Origin of the sequence: Streptomyces sp. NPDC058646, assembly GCF_042716875.1 — a bacterium.
Lineage (GTDB): Bacteria > Actinomycetota > Actinomycetes > Streptomycetales > Streptomycetaceae > Streptomyces.
The window spans coordinates 41,432-58,764 of sequence record NZ_JBHXRK010000011.1 but is presented as its reverse complement, the minus strand read 5'-3'; the positions used below and the strand labels follow the sequence as shown (position 1 = coordinate 58,764).

Genomic DNA, 17,333 nt, shown 5'->3' with positions numbered 1-17,333 from the left:
ACCGGGGTGCGGCCTCCGTCGTAAACTGGCCGCATGAGTGATCTTGCGGGGGGCTTCCGGTATCTGCTGGCCGGACAGCGATGGGTTTTCGGGCACGGCCGCTGGCTGGGATTCGGGCTGCTGCCCGGGCTGGTGACGCTCGTCCTGTACGCCGGCGCGCTGATCGGGCTCGGCTCCGGCGCCGACGACCTGACGGCGTGGGCCACCCCCTTCGCCGACGACTGGTCCGCGCCGTGGCTCGGCCTCTTCCGCGGCTTCCTGACCGCCCTGGTCTTCGGCCTCGGACTTTTCGTCGCAGTGATCACCTTCACGGCCGTGACCCTGCTGATCGGCCAGCCGTTCTACGAGTCCCTCTCGGAGGCGGTCGACCGCAGCGAGGGCGGCGAGGTCCCCGAGTCCGGCCTCTCCCTGTGGCGGGAGCTGTGGATCTCGGCGCGGGACAGCGTGCGGGTGCTCGGCCGGGTCCTGCTGTACGGGATCATGCTCTTCGCGCTGGGGTTCATCCCCGTGATCGGCCAGACCGTGGTTCCCGTGCTCGGGATCTGCGTCTCCGGCTACTTCCTGACCCAGGAGCTGACCTCCGTCGCCCTCCAGCGGCGCCGGGTCGACCTGGCCCAGCGGCTGGCGCTGCTGCGGGCCCGGCGGATGCTGGTCCTGGGTTTCGGAGTGCCGCTGGCGCTGGCCTTCCTGGTGCCGCTGGTCGCGGTGTTCCTGATGCCGGGTGCGGTGGCGGGCGCCACGCTGATGGCCCGGGACCTGATGCCGCCCGCCGAACCGGCGCAGCAGACCGGCGACCGGACCGGCCACGGCAGCCACGGGGAACAGGCCCCGTGGGCAGGCCACGCCGGCCCGCAGCCGGCCGCGCCCTCCCCGGCAGCACCGCCCGCCCCCGCACCGGCGAAGGGCTTCGGCCCGCCCCCGCCCGGCTTCTGACCGTGTCGGGTCCCGGGTCCGGGGGCGCGGCACCGGTCAGGCCCGCAGGAGCGTGATGGCGCCGGCCGTGTCCTCGCCGCCGTGGGCGGCCGGGTCACCGGTCAGCCGGCGCTTCATCAGCTCCAGGTACGGGGAGAGCAGCTCCGTGCTCACCCCCTGCTCCTCGGCGGTGCGCAGCAGGGTGCCGGCGGCGGCGACCTGCATGGCCAGGCCGGACACCACCCCCGTGGTGAAGTCCCGGGTGGTCAGCCGCTCGGCGGCGTTGCCGACGAAGAAGCCCATCGCGCCGAGCCACTCGGACAGCAGCGGGGACAGGTCCTTCGGGGCGATGTCCTCCCCCTCGATCAGCGCGTAGGCGTGCGAGATCCCGGCGAAGAGCCCGTACATCGCGCTCAGCAGCGCCACGTCGTGCAGGGCGGCGTAGCCCGCGTCCGCACCGACGAAGCGGGCCCCGGCCGGGACCTCCAGGGTGGCCCGGTGGGTGTCGAACAGGCCCCGCGAGCCGCTGTAGAAGACGTAGCCCCCGGCCTCCGGGACGCCGATCATCGTCGGGGTGGCCATGATCCCGCCGTCGACGAACCGGGCCCCGCGCGCCTCGGCCCAGGCGGCCCGCGCACGGCCCTCGGCCGGCGTGCCGGTGGTCAGGTTCACCAGGTCCTTGCCGGTCAGGTCCACGCCGTCCAGGGCCGCCCCGACCGAGGCGTCGTCCAGCAGGCACAGCACCACGAGCCGGGCGGCGGCCACCGCCCCGGCGGGGGTCGCGGCGGCCACGGCCCCCTCCGCGACCAGGGGCCCGGCCTTGGCCCCGGTGCGGTTCCAGACGGTGAGGGGGTGCCCGGCGGCCAGCCAGGTGCGGGCGAGGGCCGTGCCCATGTCGCCGAGTCCGAGCAGGGCGAGCGGGGCGGGGGCGGCGGAAGAGGCGGTGGCGGACGGGTTCTGCGGAGCGTTGTCGGTCATGGCGTTTAGCCTGGTGGAGGGCGGTGAGGCCCTCAAGTACGCACCTTGGAGTGGGTGGTTACCCCGAGGTGAGCGAGCAGGTGGGAGGGGTGTGCGATGTCCGTGACACGCAGGCCGGGTGCGGACCACTGCGGGATCGCCGCGGCGATGTCCGTGATCGACGGCAAGTGGAAGGTGTCGCTCCTGTGGGAGCTGGAGCAGGCCCCGCGCCGCTTCGGTGAACTGCGCAGGCTGGTCCCCGGGGTCTCGGAGAAGGTGCTCGCCGCGCAGCTGCGCGAGCTGGAGACGGACGGCATCGTGCACCGCGAGGTGTACGACGAGGTCCCCCCGCGCGTCGAGTACTCCCTGACCCCCCTGGGCCAGGACCTGAACCAGGCCCTGGAAGCCCTGGGGGAGTGGGGCGCCAGACACCTCCTGCCCGGCGCCCCTCAGGCCGCGGCGGGCCGGGGCTCCACCCAGAGCGCCTCCGCGACGGCGCACAGTTCACCGGCCGAAGTGGCCAGCGCCGTGCCCACGGTGTACTTGCGCCCCGAGGCCGTCAGCAGCCAGGCGTAGGAGACGAGCCCCTCCCCGACCGGGACGGGCCGCAGCAGCCGGGCGTTCAGCGCGGCCGTGACCGCTCCCGCCCGGCGGCCGTCGAGCAGCCGTCCGGCCGCGTTCCCGGGGCAGTCCAGCGCACCCCACACCAGCTCGGGCGGGAGCAGCCCGTCCGAGCCGCCCAGTTCCGGCCCCGGGGTCCAGGCGGCAGCGACCAGTGCGCTTCCGGGAACCCGGCCGCAGTGCAGACGCAGTCCGGTGGCGGGCGTCCGGTCCAGGCCGCAGCCGAAACAGTCGACCATCCCGTCCGGCGGGGACGCCCGGAAGGCCTCGGCGGCCGCCACGGCCCGGTCCCAGGACGGGGCAGCGGGGGCCTCCGGCCCGGCCGGCGGGGCGGGGCTCGCGGCGGCCAGCAGCAGGTCGCCGTCCGTCAGCTCGCTGCCGCCGCCTGCGGTCGCGGAGATCCGGACCGGTGCGCCCGTCGGGACGGGCCGCCGGAAGTCCACCCGTACGCTCTGCGCGGCGGCCCGGCCGGCCAGCACGCCCGCCACGTAACCGCCGAAGGCCACGCCCGGGTATCCGTGGAGCCGTTCCGGAACCGTGATCGTCTCGTAGTCGCTCATGGCCGCCACCCCATCACACCGAAGCCGTCACCCCGCAGGCCGTACGGTCGTCCGCCCCGGCCGGCAGCGCACCGCAGGGAGCCCGTGTCGCGGCCCCGCCGCAGCCGGTCCACGGTCCCGCCGGGCCGGCGTGGCCGGCGTGGACGACGTACGGACCGTGGTCCGCCGCGGTGCCGGGGTGGACGGCGGCCCGCTCGCCGATGCCGTCACCCGTCCCGTACAGGGAGCCGGCCAGGTACGTGGTCACGTGCGCGCCGTCCGCGCCGTGGACCAGGGTGGCGATGGCCGGGCCCGGACGGCCGGGCGGGCGGCCTGCGCGGCATCGGCGGGAAGGCAGGTGTCAGCTGCGCTGCGGCGGTCTTCGCGCGCCCCGGCCTAAGCGCCGCCCGGACCGCGCAGCAGGGTCAGGAAGGAGCGGAAGGCGGCGGGCATGTCCACCGACTCCGGGGCCAGCAGCCACTGGTACTGGAGGCCGTCCATGACGGCCGTCAGCAGCGGCGCCGCCTGGTCGGGGGTGAGGCCGGACGGCAGGCGGTCGCCGAACTCCGCGCGCAGCAGTGCGGCCGTCTCCGAGCGGACCTGTGCGTAGCGTTCGGTGAAGAACTCCCGTGCCGGGTGGCCCTCGGTGACGCTCTCGCCCAGCAAGGCGGAGAAGGTCTGCACGATGCCCGGCCGCATGGCGTTGTAGTCCACCAGCGAGGCCAGCAGGTCCAGGCGCCAGGAGTCGGCCGAGGCGCGCGAGCCGCCGCCCGTGTCCCAGCGGTCGCGCTCCTCCAGCACCGCGACCAGCAGTGCCTCCTTCGTCGGGAAGTAGTGCAGCAGCCCCTGCTGGGTCAGGCCCACGCGCTCGGCGACCGCGCCCAGGGACGCACCCCGGTAGCCGCGCTCCGCGATCACTTCGAGGGCCGCGCGGACGATCCCGCCGCGCCGCTCCTCGCTCCTCGCCCTGACCATGCCCCGGCACCCCTTTCCGCCTCGCTGTCAGAAGGACCGTACGACACGTCGATATCACGAATGCATCACGAACCCTACCGCTCTACAGGCAACAGGTCCACGATGGGGGCACCGCACCCACCGCACCCACCGCACCCGACGAGGAGGCACGGCCGTGACCGATGCCGATCAGGCCCGCGAACAGATCCGCCAGGACGCCGTCGAGACGGCGCTCGGCAAGCTGGACCTCGACACCAAGGCCCGTCTGCTGGCGGGCCAGGACATGTGGTCCCTGCCCGCCCTCCCCGGGATCGGGCTGAAGTCCCTGGTCATGTCCGACGGCCCCATCGGGGTGCGCGGCGTGCGCTGGACCGCCGACGACCCGTCCGTCGCCCTGCCTTCCCCGACCGCGCTCGCCGCCGCCTGGGACCCCGCACTCGCCCGCCGGGCCGGCCGGCTCCTCGCCCAGGAGGCCCGCCGCAAGGGCGTCCACGTCCTCCTCGCACCCACCGTCAACCTGCACCGGTCCCCGCTCGGCGGCCGCCACTTCGAGTGCTACTCCGAGGACCCGTACCTCACCGGCGCCGTCGGCAGCGGCTACGTGAACGGCGTCCAGGACGGCGGCGTCGGCACGACCGTCAAGCACTTCGTCGGCAACGACGCCGAGACCGACCGGTTCACCGTCGACAACGTCATCGCCCCGCGCCCGCTGCGCGAGCTCTACCTGGCGCCCTTCGAGGCCATCGTCGCGAACGCCCACCCCTGGGGCATCATGACGGCCTACAACCAGGTCAACGGCACGACCATGACCGAGCACCGGTACCTGGTCAACGAAGTCCTGCGCGGCGAATGGGGCTTCGACGGGTACAACGTCTCCGACTGGATGGCCGCCCGCTCCACCACCGGCGACATCCAGGGCGGACTCGACGTGGCCATGCCCGGCCCGACGACCGTCTACGGCCCCGCCCTCGCCGCCGCCGTACGCTCCGGCGAGGTCGCCGAGGCCACCGTCGACGAAGCCGTGCGCAACGTCCTGCGCCTCGCCGCCCGCGTGGGCGCCCTGGAGGGCGCGCCCGCCGCCGTCGCCGAACTCCCCGCCCCCGTCGACGGCCAGGCCCTGGCCCGCGAACTGGCCGTCCGCGGTTTCGTCCTCGTCCGCAACGAGAACGCCGCCCTGCCGCTCGACGCCGCCGCCGGCCGCACGGTCGCCCTGATCGGAGCCGCCGCCCGCGACGCCCGCATCCTCGGCGGCGGCTCCGCCACCGTCTTCCCCGAGCGGATCGTCTCCCCGCTCGACGGCCTCACCGCCGCCCTCCCGCCCGGCTCGCTCACCTTCGCCGTGGGCGCCGACCCCTGCGACGAACCGTCCGCCGCCGACCAGGGCTTCGAGCTGCACGCGGTCTGCCGCGACGCCTCCGGGGCCGTCCTCGGTACGGGCAGCCTGCCGACCGGCCAGGTCCAGTGGATCGGCGACGACCTGCCCGCCGGGGCCTCGTACGAGACCATGGCCAGCATCGAGGTCACCGGCCGCTTCGTGCCGCGCGAGAGCGGCGAGCACGCCTTCGGCACGCGCGGCCTCGGCGCCTTCACCCTCGCCGTCGGCGGCACCACCCTCTGGGACGGCGTCCAGGAGATGGGCAACGAGGCCGACCCCTTCGAGGCCTTCTTCGGCGCCCCCGCCGAACGTGCCCGGGTCACCCTCACCGAGGGCGAGCCCGTCGAGGTGTCGCTGACCTACCAGGTCCCCGACATGACCGCGATGCCGCTCAGGGCGATCATGTTCTCGCTGCTCCACCTCGGCCCGCGGCGCGACGCCGACGAGCTGATCGCCGAGGCCGTGGAGGCCGCCCGCGCATCCGACACCGCCGTCGTGGTCGTCGCGACCACCGAGCGCGTGGAGTCCGAGGGCTTCGACCGCGGCGACCTCCGTCTCCCGGGCCGCCAGGACGACCTGGTGCGGGCCGTCGCCGCCGCCAACCCGAACACGGTCGTCGTCGTCAACGCGGGCTCCCCGGTGGAGCTCCCCTGGCGCGAGGAGGTCGCCGCCGTGCTGCTGACCTGGTTCCCCGGGCAGGAGGGCGGGGCCGCGCTGGCCGACGTACTGCTCGGGGACGCGGAGCCGGGCGGGCGACTGCCCACCACCTGGCCCGCGGAACTGGCCGACGCCCCGGTCACCGAGGTCGTCCCCGCCGAGGGGCGGCTGGAGTACGGGGAGGGGCTGTTCATCGGCTACCGGGCGTACGAGAAGCACGGCGTCGTCCCCGCCTACCCCTTCGGGCACGGCCTCGGCTACACCGACTGGACCTACGACTCCCTGGAAGTCACCGCCGACACGGTGCGGGTCCGCCTCACCAACACCGGTACCCGGCCGGGCCGCGAGGTCGTCCAGGTCTACCTCGCCCCCGCCCCCGCCGGCGGCGCGGGCGCCGAGCGCCCGGCGAGCTGGCTGGCGGCCTTCGCGGGCGTCGCGGCGGGCCCGGGCGAGAGCGTCGAGACCGTGATCGGCCTGCCCGCCCGGGCCTTCGAGATCTGGGACGAGGAGACCGGCGGCTGGCAGCGGATCGGCGGCGCCTACGAGGTCCGCGCGAGCCACTCGCACGGGGACACGCGGCTCAGCGCCACCCTCGAGATCGCGTAACACACCGTAACAACACGAAATGGCCGGAAATCACCCCTGATCCGGCCCCGGAACAGGACCGGGGGCGGGCCCTGACACCCGCCCCCGGTCCGCCCCGGTCCGTCCGCGTCAACGTGGCGGTTCGGCAGCCGTCACCTGACGGTGGGCGAGTTCCGCGAGCCGGGCCTGCCCGTCCTTGCCCGGGTGGAACCAGTCCCAGCGGCTCAACTGTTCCGCCGAGAACGGGTACTGGAAGACCGCTCCGCCGTCGTAGCGGCACAGCGGCTCCTTCCCGCAGACCTCGCGCAGCACCTCGTTGTACTCGACCACCCGTGCCCGCACCTGCTCGCGGCGGGCCGTCGCCCCCGAGGCCGCCGACAGCGGATCGGCGAGCATCGACTGGCAGATGCCCAGCTTCCAGATCTGCCGGACCATCGGGAGGTCCTTGCCCTGCTCCCACAGCCGCTGGAGGTCCGGCACGCTCGAGACGTACACCTGGGACCGGGGGGAGGCGGCCCGCAGATCGGCCAGGGCCTTCTCGAAACCGGCCCGGAAATCCTCCACCGGCGTCATCGACGAAGCCGTGGGCCGGCAGGCGTCGTTCGAGCCCACCATCACCGTGACCAGGTCGGGCTTGTGCGCCGCCGCCGAGGCCAGCTGCCCCGGCAGGTCCGCCATCCGCGAGCCGGTCACCGCGTAGTTCCAGCTCCGTGCGGGCGCCTCGGCGCCCCCCAGCAGCCGGGTGGCCAGGGAGAGGACCTCCGGGTCGTTGCCGGTGGCCCAGGAGACCTCGGGGCAGTCGGCCAGGACCGAACAGGCGTCGAAACCGCGCGTGATGGAGTCACCCACCGCCGCGATCGAGGCGGGCTGCGTGTTCCACCGGGGTGCGGCCTGCGCTCCCCGCTCGCCCGGCGCCTGCTTCCCGTCCGACTGGCACCCCGTCACCGCCCCGGCCAGGAGGGTGATCGCCGCACCCGCCCCCGCGAGGGTCCGACGCGCCGTGCGGCGCGGAGCGGTGGTGCGCATCGGGATGTTCTCCTCCTCGTCGACCCCGCATCGTCCGGGGGCGTCCTGCTGAGTGAAAGCTCTGTGATGACGGGCCCTCGGAGCGACCGTACGTCACACCATGACCCCTGACTCACGGTAGCTTTTTCCCGTGGCGTTTCGGCCGCACGTCCCGTAGCGCAATGTCAAATAATTTCCGTTACATTACATCACGTCACATACTGTCCGTTTTCTGGAGTTTATTCCCGACCTCGTCCCACACTGGAGGTCCCGGTGACGACACGTGGAGTTCTGTACGTGCATTCCGCACCGCGCGCGCTCTGCCCGCACGTGGAATGGGCTGTGGCGGGCGTGCTCGGGGTGCGGGTGAACCTCGACTGGATCAGACAGCCCGCATCCCCGGGCACCTGGAGAGCCGAGTTCTCCTGGCAGGCCGAAGCGGGCACCGCTTCGAAACTCGCCTCCGCGCTGCGCGGCTGGCACCTCCTGCGCTTCGAGGTGACCGCGGAGCCCTGCCCGACCTCCGAGGGCGAGCGCTACAGCTCCACCCCCGAGCTGGGCATCTTCCACGCCGTCACCGGCATGCACGGCGACATCCTGATCCCGGAGGACCGGCTGCGCGCCGCGCTCGCCCGGTCGGCGCGCGGCGAGACCGACCTGGAGGCCGAGATCGCCAAACTGCTCGGCAAGCCCTGGGACGACGAACTGGAGCCCTTCCGCTACGCGGGCGAGGGCGCCCCGGTCCGCTGGCTCCACCAGGTGGTCTGAGGCCGCGCCACGCAGAAGGCCCACCCGGGGGACCCGGGTGGGCCTTCTGCGTACCTGCGGCGGTGTCCGGGACGCCGGACACCGCCGGGCGTACTAGACGGTGCGGAACGCCAGCGTCACGTTGTGGCCGCCGAAGCCGAAGGAGTTGTTGATCGCGGAGATCGGGCCGTCGGCCGGCAGCTTGCGCGGCTCGTCGCGCACGATGTCCGCGTCGATGTCGTCGTCGAGGTCGTCGACGTTGATCGTCGGCGGAGCGAGCCGGTGGTACAGCGCGAGCACGGTCGCCACGGTCTCGATACCGCCCGCGCCGCCCAGCAGGTGACCGGTCATCGACTTGGTCGCGGAGATCGCGATGTGGTCCAGGTCGTCGCCCAGGACCTTGCGCAGGGCCTTCAGCTCGGCCGTGTCGCCCTGCGGGGTCGAGGTGGCGTGCGCGTTCAGGTGGACCAGCTCGGCCGGGTCCAGACCCGTGTTGTCGAGCAGGTTCTGCACCGCGGCCGCGACACCCCGGCCGGTCGGCTCCGGCTGCGCGATGTGGTGGCTGTCCGCGGACAGGCCCTGGCCCAGCACCTCGCAGTAGACCCGGGCGCCGCGTGCGGCGGCGTGCTCCGCGGACTCCAGGACGACGACGCCCGCGCCCTCGCCGAGGACGAAGCCGTCACGGCCCTTGTCGTACGGGCGGGAAGCCTGCTCGGGGTTCTCGTTGTTCTTGGACATCGCCATCATGTTGGCGAAGGCGGCGATCGGCAGCGGGTGGATGGCCGCCTCGGTGCCGCCGGCGACGACCACGTCGGCGCGGCCGGTACGGATCATCTCGACGGCGTAGCCGATGGCCTCGGCGCCGGACGCGCACGCACTGACCGGGGTGTGCACGCCCGCCCGGGCGTTCACCTCCAGGCCGACGTTGGCCGAGGGGCCGTTCGGCATGAGCATGGGAACGGTGTGCGGGGAGACCCGGCGCACACCCTTTTCCTTCAGTACGTCGTACTGGTCGAGCAGGGTCGTCACGCCGCCGATGCCGGAGGCGATCACGGTGCCCAGCCGCTCGGGCTCCACGGAGGCGCCCTCCGCGCTCTCTTCGCCGGCCGGGGCGGTGTAGCCGGCGTCGGCCCAGGCCTCACGGGCGGCGATGACGGCGAACTGCGCCGAGCGGTCCAGCTTGCGGGCCAGGGGGCGGGGCAGGACCTCACTCGGGTCCACGGCGACCGGGGCGGCGATGCGGACCGGGAGTTCGGCGAAGCGCTCGCCCTCCAGGGGCTTTACGCCGGAACGGCCGGCGAGCAGACCTTCCCAGGTCGAAGCGCTGTCGCCACCCAGCGGAGTGGTTGCGCCGATACCGGTGACGACCACGGTGCGATTGGTCGGGCTCACAGGAATTCTTTCTCCACGTCTCAGGGGGTGCTGAATTGTCACGGCGCCACCGCCAGGTGGCGACAAACGCTCGTCAGGCTCAGGCCTGGTGCTTCAGGATGTAGTCGGCAGCGTCGCCGACCGTCTTGAGGTTCTTGACGTCCTCGTCCGGGATCTTGACGTCGAAGCGCTCTTCGGCGGCGACGACGACCTCGACCATGGACAGGGAGTCGACGTCCAGGTCGTCGGTGAAGGACTTCTCGATCGCGACGTCCTCGGTGGGGATGCCGGCGATCTCGTTGACGATCTCCGCGAGACCCGCGACGATTTCTTCCTGCGTGGCGGCCATGTGGCGCTCCTTCTCTAGCTGACTGGATAAACGGGCCGGGATGTGGATCCCGGCCCTAGGGGAGGGTAACGACCGTCGCGGCGTAGACGAGCCCCGCCCCGAAGCCGATGACGAGCGCGGTGTCGCCGCTCTTCGCCGCTCCGGTCGCCAGGAGCCGCTCCATCGCGAGCGGGATCGAGGCGGCCGAGGTGTTGCCGGTGGTTTCCACGTCACGGGCGACCGTCACGTGGTCCGGCAGCTTCAGAGTCTTCACCATCGAGTCGATGATCCGCATGTTTGCCTGGTGCGGAATGAAGACGTCCAGGTCGTCGGCGGTGATCCCGGCGGCGTCGAGCGCCTGCTGGGCCACCTTGGCCATCTCGAAGACGGCCCAGCGGAAGACCGCCTGGCCCTCCTGGGTGATGGCCGGGAACTTCTCGCCGCCGTCCTTGCCGAGGTACTCGTCCCACGGCACGGTCTGCTTGATGGTGTCGGACTTGTCGCCCTCCGAACCCCACACCGTGGGGCCGATGGCCGGCTCGTCCGAGGGGCCGACGACCACGGCACCGGCGCCGTCGCCGAACAGGAAGGCCGTCGCGCGGTCCTCCAGGTCGGTGAGGTCCGAGAGCCGCTCCACGCCGATCACGAGGACGTAGTCGGCGGAACCTTCCACCACCAGGCCCTTGGCCAGCGTCAGTCCGTAACCGAATCCGGCGCAGCCGGCGGAGATGTCGAAGGCGGCGGGCTTGCCCGCGCCGATCCGGTGCGCGATCTCCGTCGCGACGGCGGGGGTCTGCTTGAAGTGCGAGACCGTCGAGACGATCACCGCACCGATCTTCTCCGGGGCGACCCCGGCGTCGGCCAGCGCCTTGCCGGAGGCCTCCACCGACATCGCGGCGACCGTCTCCTGGTCCGAGGCCCAGTGCCGGGTGGCGATGCCGGAGCGGGAGCGGATCCACTCGTCGGAGGAGTCGATCGTCTCGAGGATGACCTCGTTGGGCACCACACGGGTCGGACGGTAACCGCCGACACCGAGGATGCGGGCGTACGGGGAGCCCTTGGCCGGCTTGATCTTGGACATGCTGTGTGGGCTCCTTCTCTCAGGCCGCGTGCTCGGCGACGAGCGCCGCGGCCTTGTCGAGATCGTCCGGGGTCTTCAGGGCGACGCTCGGCACGCCCTTCAGGGCCCGCTTGGCGAGCCCCGTCAGGGTGCCGCCGGGGCTGAGCTCGATGATCCCGGTGACGCCCAGGTCCCGGAACGTCTCCATGCACAGGTCCCAGCGGACCGGGTTCGCGACCTGGCCGACCAGCCGGGCGACGACGTCGGCGCCCGTGGTCACGACCTGGCCGTCCTTGTTCGAGACGTACTTCAGCGCCGGGTCCGCCGGGGCGAGGGCCTCGGCGGCCTTCTCCAGCGTCGCGACCGCGGGGGCCATGTGGTGCGTGTGGAACGCGCCCGCCACCTGGAGGGCGACGACCTTCAGGGCGCCTTCGGGCTTGTCGGCGACCAGCGAGGCGATCTGCTCCGCGGTGCCGGCGGCCACGATCTGGCCCGCGCCGTTGATGTTGGCCGGAGTCAGACCCAGCTTCTCCAGGTGCGCGACCACCACGTCGGGGTCGCCACCGAGGACCGCGGCCATGCCCGTCTCGGTGACGGCGGCCGCCTCGGCCATGCCCAGCCCGCGGGTGCGGACGAACGACAGGGCGTCGGCGTCGGACAGCACCCCCGCGTAGGCGGCGGCGGTGATCTCACCGACGCTGTGGCCCGCGACGGCACCGAAGGCCGTGCGGTCACCGAGCGCGGCGGCCGACAGCAGACCGGCCGCGACCAGCAGCGGCTGGGCCACGGCGGTGTCGCGGATCTCGTCGGCGTCTGCGTGCGTGCCGTAGTGGGCAAGGTCGAGCCCGATGGCGTCGGACCAGGCGGCGACGCGGTCAGCGGCGCCGGGGAGGTCGAGCCAGGGAGTCAGGAAGCCAGGCGTCTGGGCGCCTTGGCCGGGAGCGACGAGTACGAGCACCCTCACACTCTCTCTTGTGGGTGGTCCCTGCCGCCCGTGGGGACAGGGACCAAGAACGGCCGGGGTAATTGTTGATGTCCGACAAAAGTCTAGGACTGTGGATCTCCGTCGGCCAGACGCCCGAGGATCAGGGCGATCCGCAGGGTGAAGGCCGAACGGACGTCGGAGGGTGACCAGCCGGTGACGTCGGTCACACGTCGGAGCCGGTAGCGCACCGTGTTGGGGTGCACGAAGAGCATCCGGGCGGCGCCTTCGAGGCTGCTCGCCTGCTCCAGATACACGCTCAAGGTCTCGAGCAGGGCCGAGCCCGCTTCCTCGAGTGGTCTGTAGATCTCCTCTACCAACTGCTCTCTGGCCGACGGATCCGAGGCGATCGCGCGCTCGGGCAGGAGATCGTCGGCCAGGACCGGCCGCGGGGCGTCCTGCCAGGCCGTGCACGCCTTCAGTCCGGCCGCCGCCGCCTGCGCCGACTTCGTCGCGTTCAGCAGGTCGGGCACCACGGGACCGGCCACCACCGGACCCGCCGCGAACGGCCCGATCAGGGACTTGGCCACCTGCATCGGGTTGTCGCTGCCGCCCGCGATGACGATCAGGCGGTCCCCGAGCACCCCGGTGAGGACCTGCAGCTTGTGGTGGCGCGCGGCCCGCCGGATCGCCTCGACCGTCAGTTCGCTGTCGCCCTCCGGCGCGGTGCCGAGGACCACGCACACGTGCTCCGGCGAGTTCCAGCCCAGCGCCGCCGCCCGTGACAGCGCGCCCTCGTCGGCCTCCCCGGACAGCACCGCGTTGACGACGAGGGACTCCAGCCGGGCGTCCCACGCCCCGCGCGCCTCGGCGGCCTGCGCGTACACCTGGGCGGTCGCGAAGGCGATCTCGCGGGCGTACACCAGCAGCGCCTCGCGCAGTATCTGCTCGTCGCCCGGGGCCGCCACCTCGTCGATCGCGGTCTCCATGACCTCGATGGTGGTGCGGACCATCTCCACGGTCTGGCGCAGCGTGATCGCCCGGGTCAGCTCCCGCGGAGCCGTGCCGAACACGTCGGTGGAGATCGCCTGCGGGGTCTCGGGGTGCCGGAACCACTCCGTGAACGCGGCGATGCCCGCCTGCGCCACCAGGCCGATCCAGGACCGGTTCTCCGGGGGCATCGCCCGGTACCACGGCAGGGTCTCGTCCATCCGCGCGATCGCGTTCGCGGCGAGCCGGCCGGAGGACTTCTCCAGCCTGCGCAGCGTCGCGGTGTGCGGATGGGCGGGAGCGGGGTGCGCGGAGTGGATCGCGGGGGAATGCTCACGTTCGGGTTGGGGCACGTGACAAGACTGCCTTATCGGGACGGCTGTGCGGAGTCCGGTCTCACCACCGGGGCTACCGTGGCCTCCATGATTGATGTACGCCGCGGCGCCGACCGGTACGAGGGCGGGGATCCGGCGGCCGGGATCTCCACCCGGCACGCCTTCTCCTTCGGCTCGTCCTACGACCCCGACAACCTGCGCTTCGGCCCGGTCCTGGCCTGCAACGAGGAGACCCTCGCCCCGGGCGCCGGCTTCGACGAGCACCCGCACAGCCACACCGAGCTCGTCACCTGGGTCGTGGAGGGCGAGCTCACCCACAAGGACAGCACCGGGGAGACCGGCCTGGTCCGGCCCGGGGACGTGCAGCACCTCGCCGCCGGATCCGGTGCCCGGCACGTGGAGCGCAACGACGGCACCGCGCGGCTGCGCTTCGTGCAGACGTGGCTCGCGCCGCTCGTCCCGGGCGGGGAGCCCTCGTACGAGGTGGTCCGCGGCCTGCGCGACGGCACGCCCTACGAGGTCCCCGCGGCCGGGGCCGTCCTGCACGTGCGGCGGCCCGGTGCGGGCGAGCGGATCCCCGTACCGGCCGCGGAGCGGGTCTACCTGCACGTGGTGCGGGGAGACCTGCGGCTGGACGGCGAGGAGCTGGGACCCGGGGACTCGGTGCGGATCACCGGCGAGAAGGACCTGGAGATCACCGCGGGGTCCCCGGGCGAGGTGCTGATCTGGGAACTGCCGGGCGGCTAGCGGGCCAGTTCGGCGAGGACCGCGTCGGTGAAGGGGGGCCAGGCCTCGACGGCCCACGGGCCGAAGGCGCGGTCCGTCAGCGCCACGCACGCGGCGCGGGCGTCCGGGTCCACCCACAGGAAGGTGCCGGACTGGCCGAAGTGGCCGTAGGTGCGCGGGGAGGAGGAGCGGCCCGTCCAGTGCGGGGACTTGCCGTCGCGGATCTCCAGCCCGAGCCCCCAGTCGTTGGGGGACTGGTGCCCGTAGCCGGGCAGGACGCCCTTGAGGCCGGGGTGCACGACGGAGACGGCCCCGGCCACCGTGCGGACGTCGAGGAGCCGGGGCGCCTGGAGTTCGGCGGCGAACCGCACGAGGTCCGAGACGGTGGAGACGCCGTCCTTGGCGGGCGAGCCCTCCAGGGTGGAGGAGGTCATGCCGAGCGGCTCGAAGACGGCCTGGTGCAGGTATTCCGCGAAGGGGATCCCGGTCGCCTTGGCGATGTGGTCGCCCAGCACCTCGAAGCCGGCGTTCGAGTACAGCCGCCGCTCCCCGGGCGGGGCGGTCACCCGGTGCTCGTCGAAGGCCAGGCCGCTGGTGTGCGCGAGCAGGTGACGGACCGTCGACCCCTCGGGCCCGGCCGGTTCGTCCAGCTCGATCGCGCCTTCCTCGTAGGCGACGAGGGCGGCGTACGCGGTGAGCGGCTTGGTGACCGAGGCCAGCGGGAAGCGCTGGCCGACGGGTCCGTGGGAGCCTGCCAGGCTCCCGTCGGCGCGCACGACGGCCGCCGCGGCGGCGGGCACCGGCCAGGTATCGATGATCCGCAGGCTTTCCATGCTGTCGACGGCCTCCAAGCTCTCCATGCGGCCGAGCCTACTTGCTTGGAGTGCACTCCAGGGTTTTAGCGTGGGGCCATGAGCCAGAGCCTGACGCAGACGCGGTACACGATCAGCGAGGTCGAGGCCCGGACCGGTCTGAGCCAGCACACCCTGCGCTGGTACGAGCGGATCGGCCTGATGCCGCACGTGGACCGCTCCCACTCGGGGCAGCGGCGCTTCAGCGACAAGGACCTCGACTGGCTGGCCTTCGTGGGCAAGCTGCGCGCCACCGGGATGTCGGTGGCGGACATGGTCCGCTACGCCGAGCTGGTGCGCGCCGGTGATCACACCACCGGGGAACGCCGGGCGCTCCTGGAGCGGACCCGGTGCGACGTGCGGGCGCGGCTGACGGAACTGACGGACGCACTCGCCGTACTGGACTTCAAGATCGGTATGTACGCGGGGAACACGGGGACGGGGAAGACACGGACATGATGAACGCAGGCACCGGCATGGAGCAGGTGGAACTCGGCAAGGGCGGCCCCCTGGTCGGCATCCAGGGCCTCGGCTGCATGGGCATGAGCGAGTTCTACGGGGACACCGACGAACCGGCGGCCCGGGCGACCCTGGAGGCGGCGCTGGAGGCGGGGGTCACCCTCTTCGACACCGCGGACATCTACGGGCGCGGGCGGAACGAGGAGTTCCTCGCGCCGTTCGCCGCCGCGCACCGGGACCGGATCACGCTGGCGACGAAGTTCGCCGTCGAGCGCACCGACGACCCGCGGTACCGGGCGGTGCGCAACGACCGGGCCTACGTACGGCAGGCCGTGGAGGCCAGCCTGCGGCGGCTGGGGACCGAGGTGATCGACCTCTACTACATGCACCGGCGCGATCCGGCCGTGCCGTTCGCCGAGTCGGTGGGCGCCATGGCGGAGCTGGTGCGGGAGGGGAAGGTGCGCCACCTGGGGCTGAGTGAGGTCACGGGCGCGGAGCTGCGCGAGGCGTACGCGGTGCATCCGATCGCCGCGCTCCAGTCGGAGTGGTCGCTGTTCAGCCGGGACGTGGAGCGCAGTGCGGTGGGGGCGGCGGCGGAGCTGGGGGTGGCCGTGGTGGCCTACTCCCCGCTGGGGCGCGGCTTCCTGACGGGGGCCTTCGCCGATGCGGGCAAGGACCTGTCGGAGGGCGACTTCCGCGCCCACCAGCCCCGCTTCACCGGGGACAACGCCAGGGCCAACGCGGCGCTGCTGGCCCCCGTGCGGCAGATCGCCGGAGCGCACGGCGCGAGCCCGGCGCAGATCGCGCTGGCCTGGGTGCACCAGCGGGCCGCGGTGCACGGGCAGGCGGTGGTCCCGATCCCGGGGACCCGCAGGCCCGAACGGGTCGCGGAGAACACCGCGGCGGCGCGGATCACCCTGACGCGGGAGGAGCTGGCGCTGCTGGAGCCGATCGCGGCCCGGGTCGCGGGGGACCGCTACCCGGACATGAGCACCACCTCGGAGGCGCGCGAGGCCTGAGCCCGCCCGGCCCGCGGCGGGGCCGCGCTCAGTGGGAGTCCGCGGTGAACCGGGCCCGCAGGGCCGCGTACTCGGAGTCCGTCAGCAGCCCCGCGCCGTGCAGTTCGTCCAGGTGCCGCAGGCGGTCGCCGCCGCCGCGGGGGCGGGGTACCGAGGTGACCGGGGTGGGGCCGCGCAGGGCGGCGAGGACGGCCGCGGCGAACGGCAGCGACTCGTGCACGGCTCCGTAGCCCACCCGGAAGACCGCCGTGGCGAGGTCGTGGTCCGGGCGCAGGTCGGCGCCGCTCTGCCCGGGTTCGCGCGGCAGCAGCCGCAGGTGGCCGCCGGGGCCCTCCGGGGAGAACCATTCGAGGCCGGCGAGGGCGGACAGGGGGTAGCGCTGGTCGCCGGCCCTCCACTTGGTGCCGGTGGCGCCGGTGCGTGACCAGTGGAAGGTGACCGCGCGGCCGTCGAAGCTCACCCGGGCGTCGTACGCCTTCAGCCGGACCGGCGGCTGCGGGGCCTCGACCAGGAAGCGCGGGGCCGGCTCGGCGGCGTCCGGCGCCAGGCGGGAGCGCAGGTCCTCCGCGAAGGCGGCGGCCTGCCCGGCCCGGTCGCCCGGGAGCACCAGGCGGTACGGGTCGCACGCCTCCCGCAGCTGCCCGGCGGCGGCCTCCATCAGCGGATCGGCACCCGGCCGGGGCGTGGCGCGCAGCACCACGGTGTCCCGCTTCCCCGGGGTCAGCTCCACCCCGCACACCGCTTCCAGGGGGATCCGGCGCGATTCCAGGGCATGCCAGAGTCTTGGCGTCCGTATCCCCCGTGCGAAGCGGATGAGCACCGAGTCCGACGTGAGGTCGAACTCCCAGACGGCATGGTTTCCGGCCAGTACGTCACCCATGCGGCACATCGTAAACGGCAGTGGCCCCCTGCGTCCCCCG

18 protein-coding genes are annotated in these 17,333 nt (G+C 73.2%); 7 read left to right on the top strand and 11 right to left on the bottom strand.

Annotated elements, in window-relative coordinates; all coding sequences use genetic code 11:
• The first annotated feature begins 33 nt into the window (after positions 1-33).
• Positions 34-933, top strand: a complete 900-nt coding sequence (locus ACFWUZ_RS15625) for an EI24 domain-containing protein (RefSeq protein ID WP_384372330.1) — start codon at positions 34-36, stop codon at positions 931-933.
• Positions 934-969: 36 nt separating this feature from the next.
• Here ACFWUZ_RS15625 and ACFWUZ_RS15620 read toward each other — a convergent pair whose 3' ends face one another.
• Positions 970-1,890 (bottom strand): NAD(P)-dependent oxidoreductase, encoded by a 921-nt coding sequence (locus ACFWUZ_RS15620; protein WP_384372327.1) that lies wholly within the window; start codon positions 1,888-1,890, stop codon positions 970-972.
• A 96-nt stretch (positions 1,891-1,986) separates the two neighbouring features.
• Here ACFWUZ_RS15620 and ACFWUZ_RS15615 point away from each other — a divergent pair, with 96 nt between their 5' ends.
• Positions 1,987-2,445 (top strand): winged helix-turn-helix transcriptional regulator, encoded by a 459-nt coding sequence (locus tag ACFWUZ_RS15615; protein WP_384372325.1) that lies wholly within the window; start codon positions 1,987-1,989, stop codon positions 2,443-2,445.
• Between the two features lie 618 nt (positions 2,446-3,063).
• Here the strand turns inward: ACFWUZ_RS15615 and ACFWUZ_RS15610 are convergent.
• Positions 3,064-3,297 carry a hypothetical protein gene (locus ACFWUZ_RS15610; RefSeq protein WP_384372323.1) on the bottom strand — a complete coding sequence of 78 codons (234 nt, stop codon included), beginning with the start codon at positions 3,295-3,297 and terminating at the stop codon, positions 3,064-3,066.
• Between the two features lie 128 nt (positions 3,298-3,425).
• Positions 3,426-4,004, bottom strand: a complete 579-nt coding sequence (locus ACFWUZ_RS15605) for a TetR/AcrR family transcriptional regulator (RefSeq protein WP_384372321.1) — start codon at positions 4,002-4,004, stop codon at positions 3,426-3,428.
• A gap of 154 nt (positions 4,005-4,158) precedes the next feature.
• On the opposite strand from ACFWUZ_RS15605, the gene ACFWUZ_RS15600 reads away from it, so the two are divergent.
• A complete protein-coding gene (locus tag ACFWUZ_RS15600) occupies positions 4,159-6,621 on the top strand; it encodes a beta-glucosidase (RefSeq protein WP_384372319.1) in 2,463 nt (820 codons plus the stop codon).
• Positions 6,622-6,729: 108 nt separating this feature from the next.
• On the opposite strand, the gene ACFWUZ_RS15595 is transcribed toward ACFWUZ_RS15600, so the two are convergent.
• Positions 6,730-7,626 (bottom strand): SGNH/GDSL hydrolase family protein, encoded by an 897-nt coding sequence (locus tag ACFWUZ_RS15595; protein ID WP_384372317.1) that lies wholly within the window; start codon positions 7,624-7,626, stop codon positions 6,730-6,732.
• 252 nt (positions 7,627-7,878) lie between these two features.
• Here ACFWUZ_RS15595 and ACFWUZ_RS15590 point away from each other — a divergent pair, with 252 nt between their 5' ends.
• Positions 7,879-8,373: a DUF3145 domain-containing protein gene (locus ACFWUZ_RS15590; RefSeq protein WP_031150765.1), complete on the top strand. Its 495-nt coding sequence runs from the start codon at positions 7,879-7,881 to the stop codon at positions 8,371-8,373.
• A gap of 93 nt (positions 8,374-8,466) precedes the next feature.
• On the opposite strand, the gene fabF is transcribed toward ACFWUZ_RS15590, so the two are convergent.
• From fabF to ACFWUZ_RS15565, 5 genes are all read right to left on the bottom strand, one after another.
• Positions 8,467-9,744, bottom strand: a complete 1,278-nt coding sequence (fabF, locus tag ACFWUZ_RS15585; protein ID WP_384372315.1) for a beta-ketoacyl-ACP synthase II — start codon at positions 9,742-9,744, stop codon at positions 8,467-8,469.
• A gap of 79 nt (positions 9,745-9,823) precedes the next feature.
• Complete coding sequence (locus ACFWUZ_RS15580; protein WP_384372313.1) at positions 9,824-10,072, bottom strand: acyl carrier protein; 249 nt, start codon at positions 10,070-10,072, stop codon at positions 9,824-9,826.
• Positions 10,073-10,127: 55 nt separating this feature from the next.
• Complete coding sequence (locus ACFWUZ_RS15575; protein WP_384372312.1) at positions 10,128-11,132, bottom strand: ketoacyl-ACP synthase III; 1,005 nt, start codon at positions 11,130-11,132, stop codon at positions 10,128-10,130.
• A 19-nt stretch (positions 11,133-11,151) separates the two neighbouring features.
• Entirely contained in the window at positions 11,152-12,069 is a 918-nt protein-coding gene (locus tag ACFWUZ_RS15570; RefSeq protein WP_384372310.1) for an ACP S-malonyltransferase, read from the bottom strand.
• 89 nt (positions 12,070-12,158) lie between these two features.
• On the bottom strand, positions 12,159-13,376 hold the full coding sequence (locus tag ACFWUZ_RS15565; protein WP_384372308.1) for a PucR family transcriptional regulator: 1,218 nt from the start codon (positions 13,374-13,376) through the stop codon (positions 12,159-12,161).
• Positions 13,377-13,445: 69 nt separating this feature from the next.
• Between ACFWUZ_RS15565 and ACFWUZ_RS15560 the strand changes: the two genes are divergently transcribed.
• On the top strand, positions 13,446-14,105 hold the full coding sequence (locus ACFWUZ_RS15560) for a pirin family protein (RefSeq protein WP_384372306.1): 660 nt from the start codon (positions 13,446-13,448) through the stop codon (positions 14,103-14,105).
• On the opposite strand, the gene ACFWUZ_RS15555 is transcribed toward ACFWUZ_RS15560, so the two are convergent.
• Positions 14,102-14,917, bottom strand: coding sequence for a serine hydrolase domain-containing protein (locus ACFWUZ_RS15555; protein ID WP_384372619.1), 816 nt, complete (start codon positions 14,915-14,917; stop codon positions 14,102-14,104). The two genes, ACFWUZ_RS15560 and ACFWUZ_RS15555, sit on opposite strands and share 4 nt — an antisense overlap.
• Positions 14,918-14,995: 78 nt before the next feature.
• Between ACFWUZ_RS15555 and ACFWUZ_RS15550 the strand changes: the two genes are divergently transcribed.
• Positions 14,996-15,394, top strand: a complete 399-nt coding sequence (locus ACFWUZ_RS15550) for a MerR family transcriptional regulator (RefSeq protein ID WP_384372304.1) — start codon at positions 14,996-14,998, stop codon at positions 15,392-15,394.
• Complete coding sequence (locus tag ACFWUZ_RS15545) at positions 15,391-16,413, top strand: aldo/keto reductase (RefSeq protein WP_384372302.1); 1,023 nt, start codon at positions 15,391-15,393, stop codon at positions 16,411-16,413. The genes ACFWUZ_RS15550 and ACFWUZ_RS15545 overlap by 4 nt, the downstream gene beginning before the upstream one ends.
• Before the next feature lie 28 nt (positions 16,414-16,441).
• Here ACFWUZ_RS15545 and ACFWUZ_RS15540 read toward each other — a convergent pair whose 3' ends face one another.
• Positions 16,442-17,293 carry a DUF4429 domain-containing protein gene (locus ACFWUZ_RS15540; RefSeq protein WP_384372300.1) on the bottom strand — a complete coding sequence of 284 codons (852 nt, stop codon included), beginning with the start codon at positions 17,291-17,293 and terminating at the stop codon, positions 16,442-16,444.
• Positions 17,294-17,333 lie beyond the last annotated feature (40 nt).

What these genes read in the sequence shown, in the direction of transcription:
- ACFWUZ_RS15625 (WP_384372330.1), top strand. Translation starts at nt 34, where the DNA reads ATGAGTGATCTTGCGGGGGGCTTCCGGTATCTGCTGGCCGGACAGCGA.
- ACFWUZ_RS15620 (WP_384372327.1), bottom strand. Translation starts at nt 1,890, where the DNA reads ATGACCGACAACGCTCCGCAGAACCCGTCCGCCACCGCCTCTTCCGCC.
- ACFWUZ_RS15615 (WP_384372325.1), top strand. Translation starts at nt 1,987, where the DNA reads ATGTCCGTGACACGCAGGCCGGGTGCGGACCACTGCGGGATCGCCGCG.
- ACFWUZ_RS15605 (WP_384372321.1), bottom strand. Translation starts at nt 4,004, where the DNA reads ATGGTCAGGGCGAGGAGCGAGGAGCGGCGCGGCGGGATCGTCCGCGCG.
- ACFWUZ_RS15595 (WP_384372317.1), bottom strand. Translation starts at nt 7,626, where the DNA reads ATGCGCACCACCGCTCCGCGCCGCACGGCGCGTCGGACCCTCGCGGGG.
- ACFWUZ_RS15580 (WP_384372313.1), bottom strand. Translation starts at nt 10,072, where the DNA reads ATGGCCGCCACGCAGGAAGAAATCGTCGCGGGTCTCGCGGAGATCGTC.
- ACFWUZ_RS15575 (WP_384372312.1), bottom strand. Translation starts at nt 11,132, where the DNA reads ATGTCCAAGATCAAGCCGGCCAAGGGCTCCCCGTACGCCCGCATCCTC.
- ACFWUZ_RS15560 (WP_384372306.1), top strand. Translation starts at nt 13,446, where the DNA reads ATGATTGATGTACGCCGCGGCGCCGACCGGTACGAGGGCGGGGATCCG.
- ACFWUZ_RS15555 (WP_384372619.1), bottom strand. Translation starts at nt 14,917, where the DNA reads ATGGAAAGCCTGCGGATCATCGATACCTGGCCGGTGCCCGCCGCCGCG.
- ACFWUZ_RS15550 (WP_384372304.1), top strand. Translation starts at nt 14,996, where the DNA reads ATGAGCCAGAGCCTGACGCAGACGCGGTACACGATCAGCGAGGTCGAG.
- ACFWUZ_RS15545 (WP_384372302.1), top strand. Translation starts at nt 15,391, where the DNA reads ATGATGAACGCAGGCACCGGCATGGAGCAGGTGGAACTCGGCAAGGGC.
- ACFWUZ_RS15540 (WP_384372300.1), bottom strand. Translation starts at nt 17,293, where the DNA reads ATGGGTGACGTACTGGCCGGAAACCATGCCGTCTGGGAGTTCGACCTC.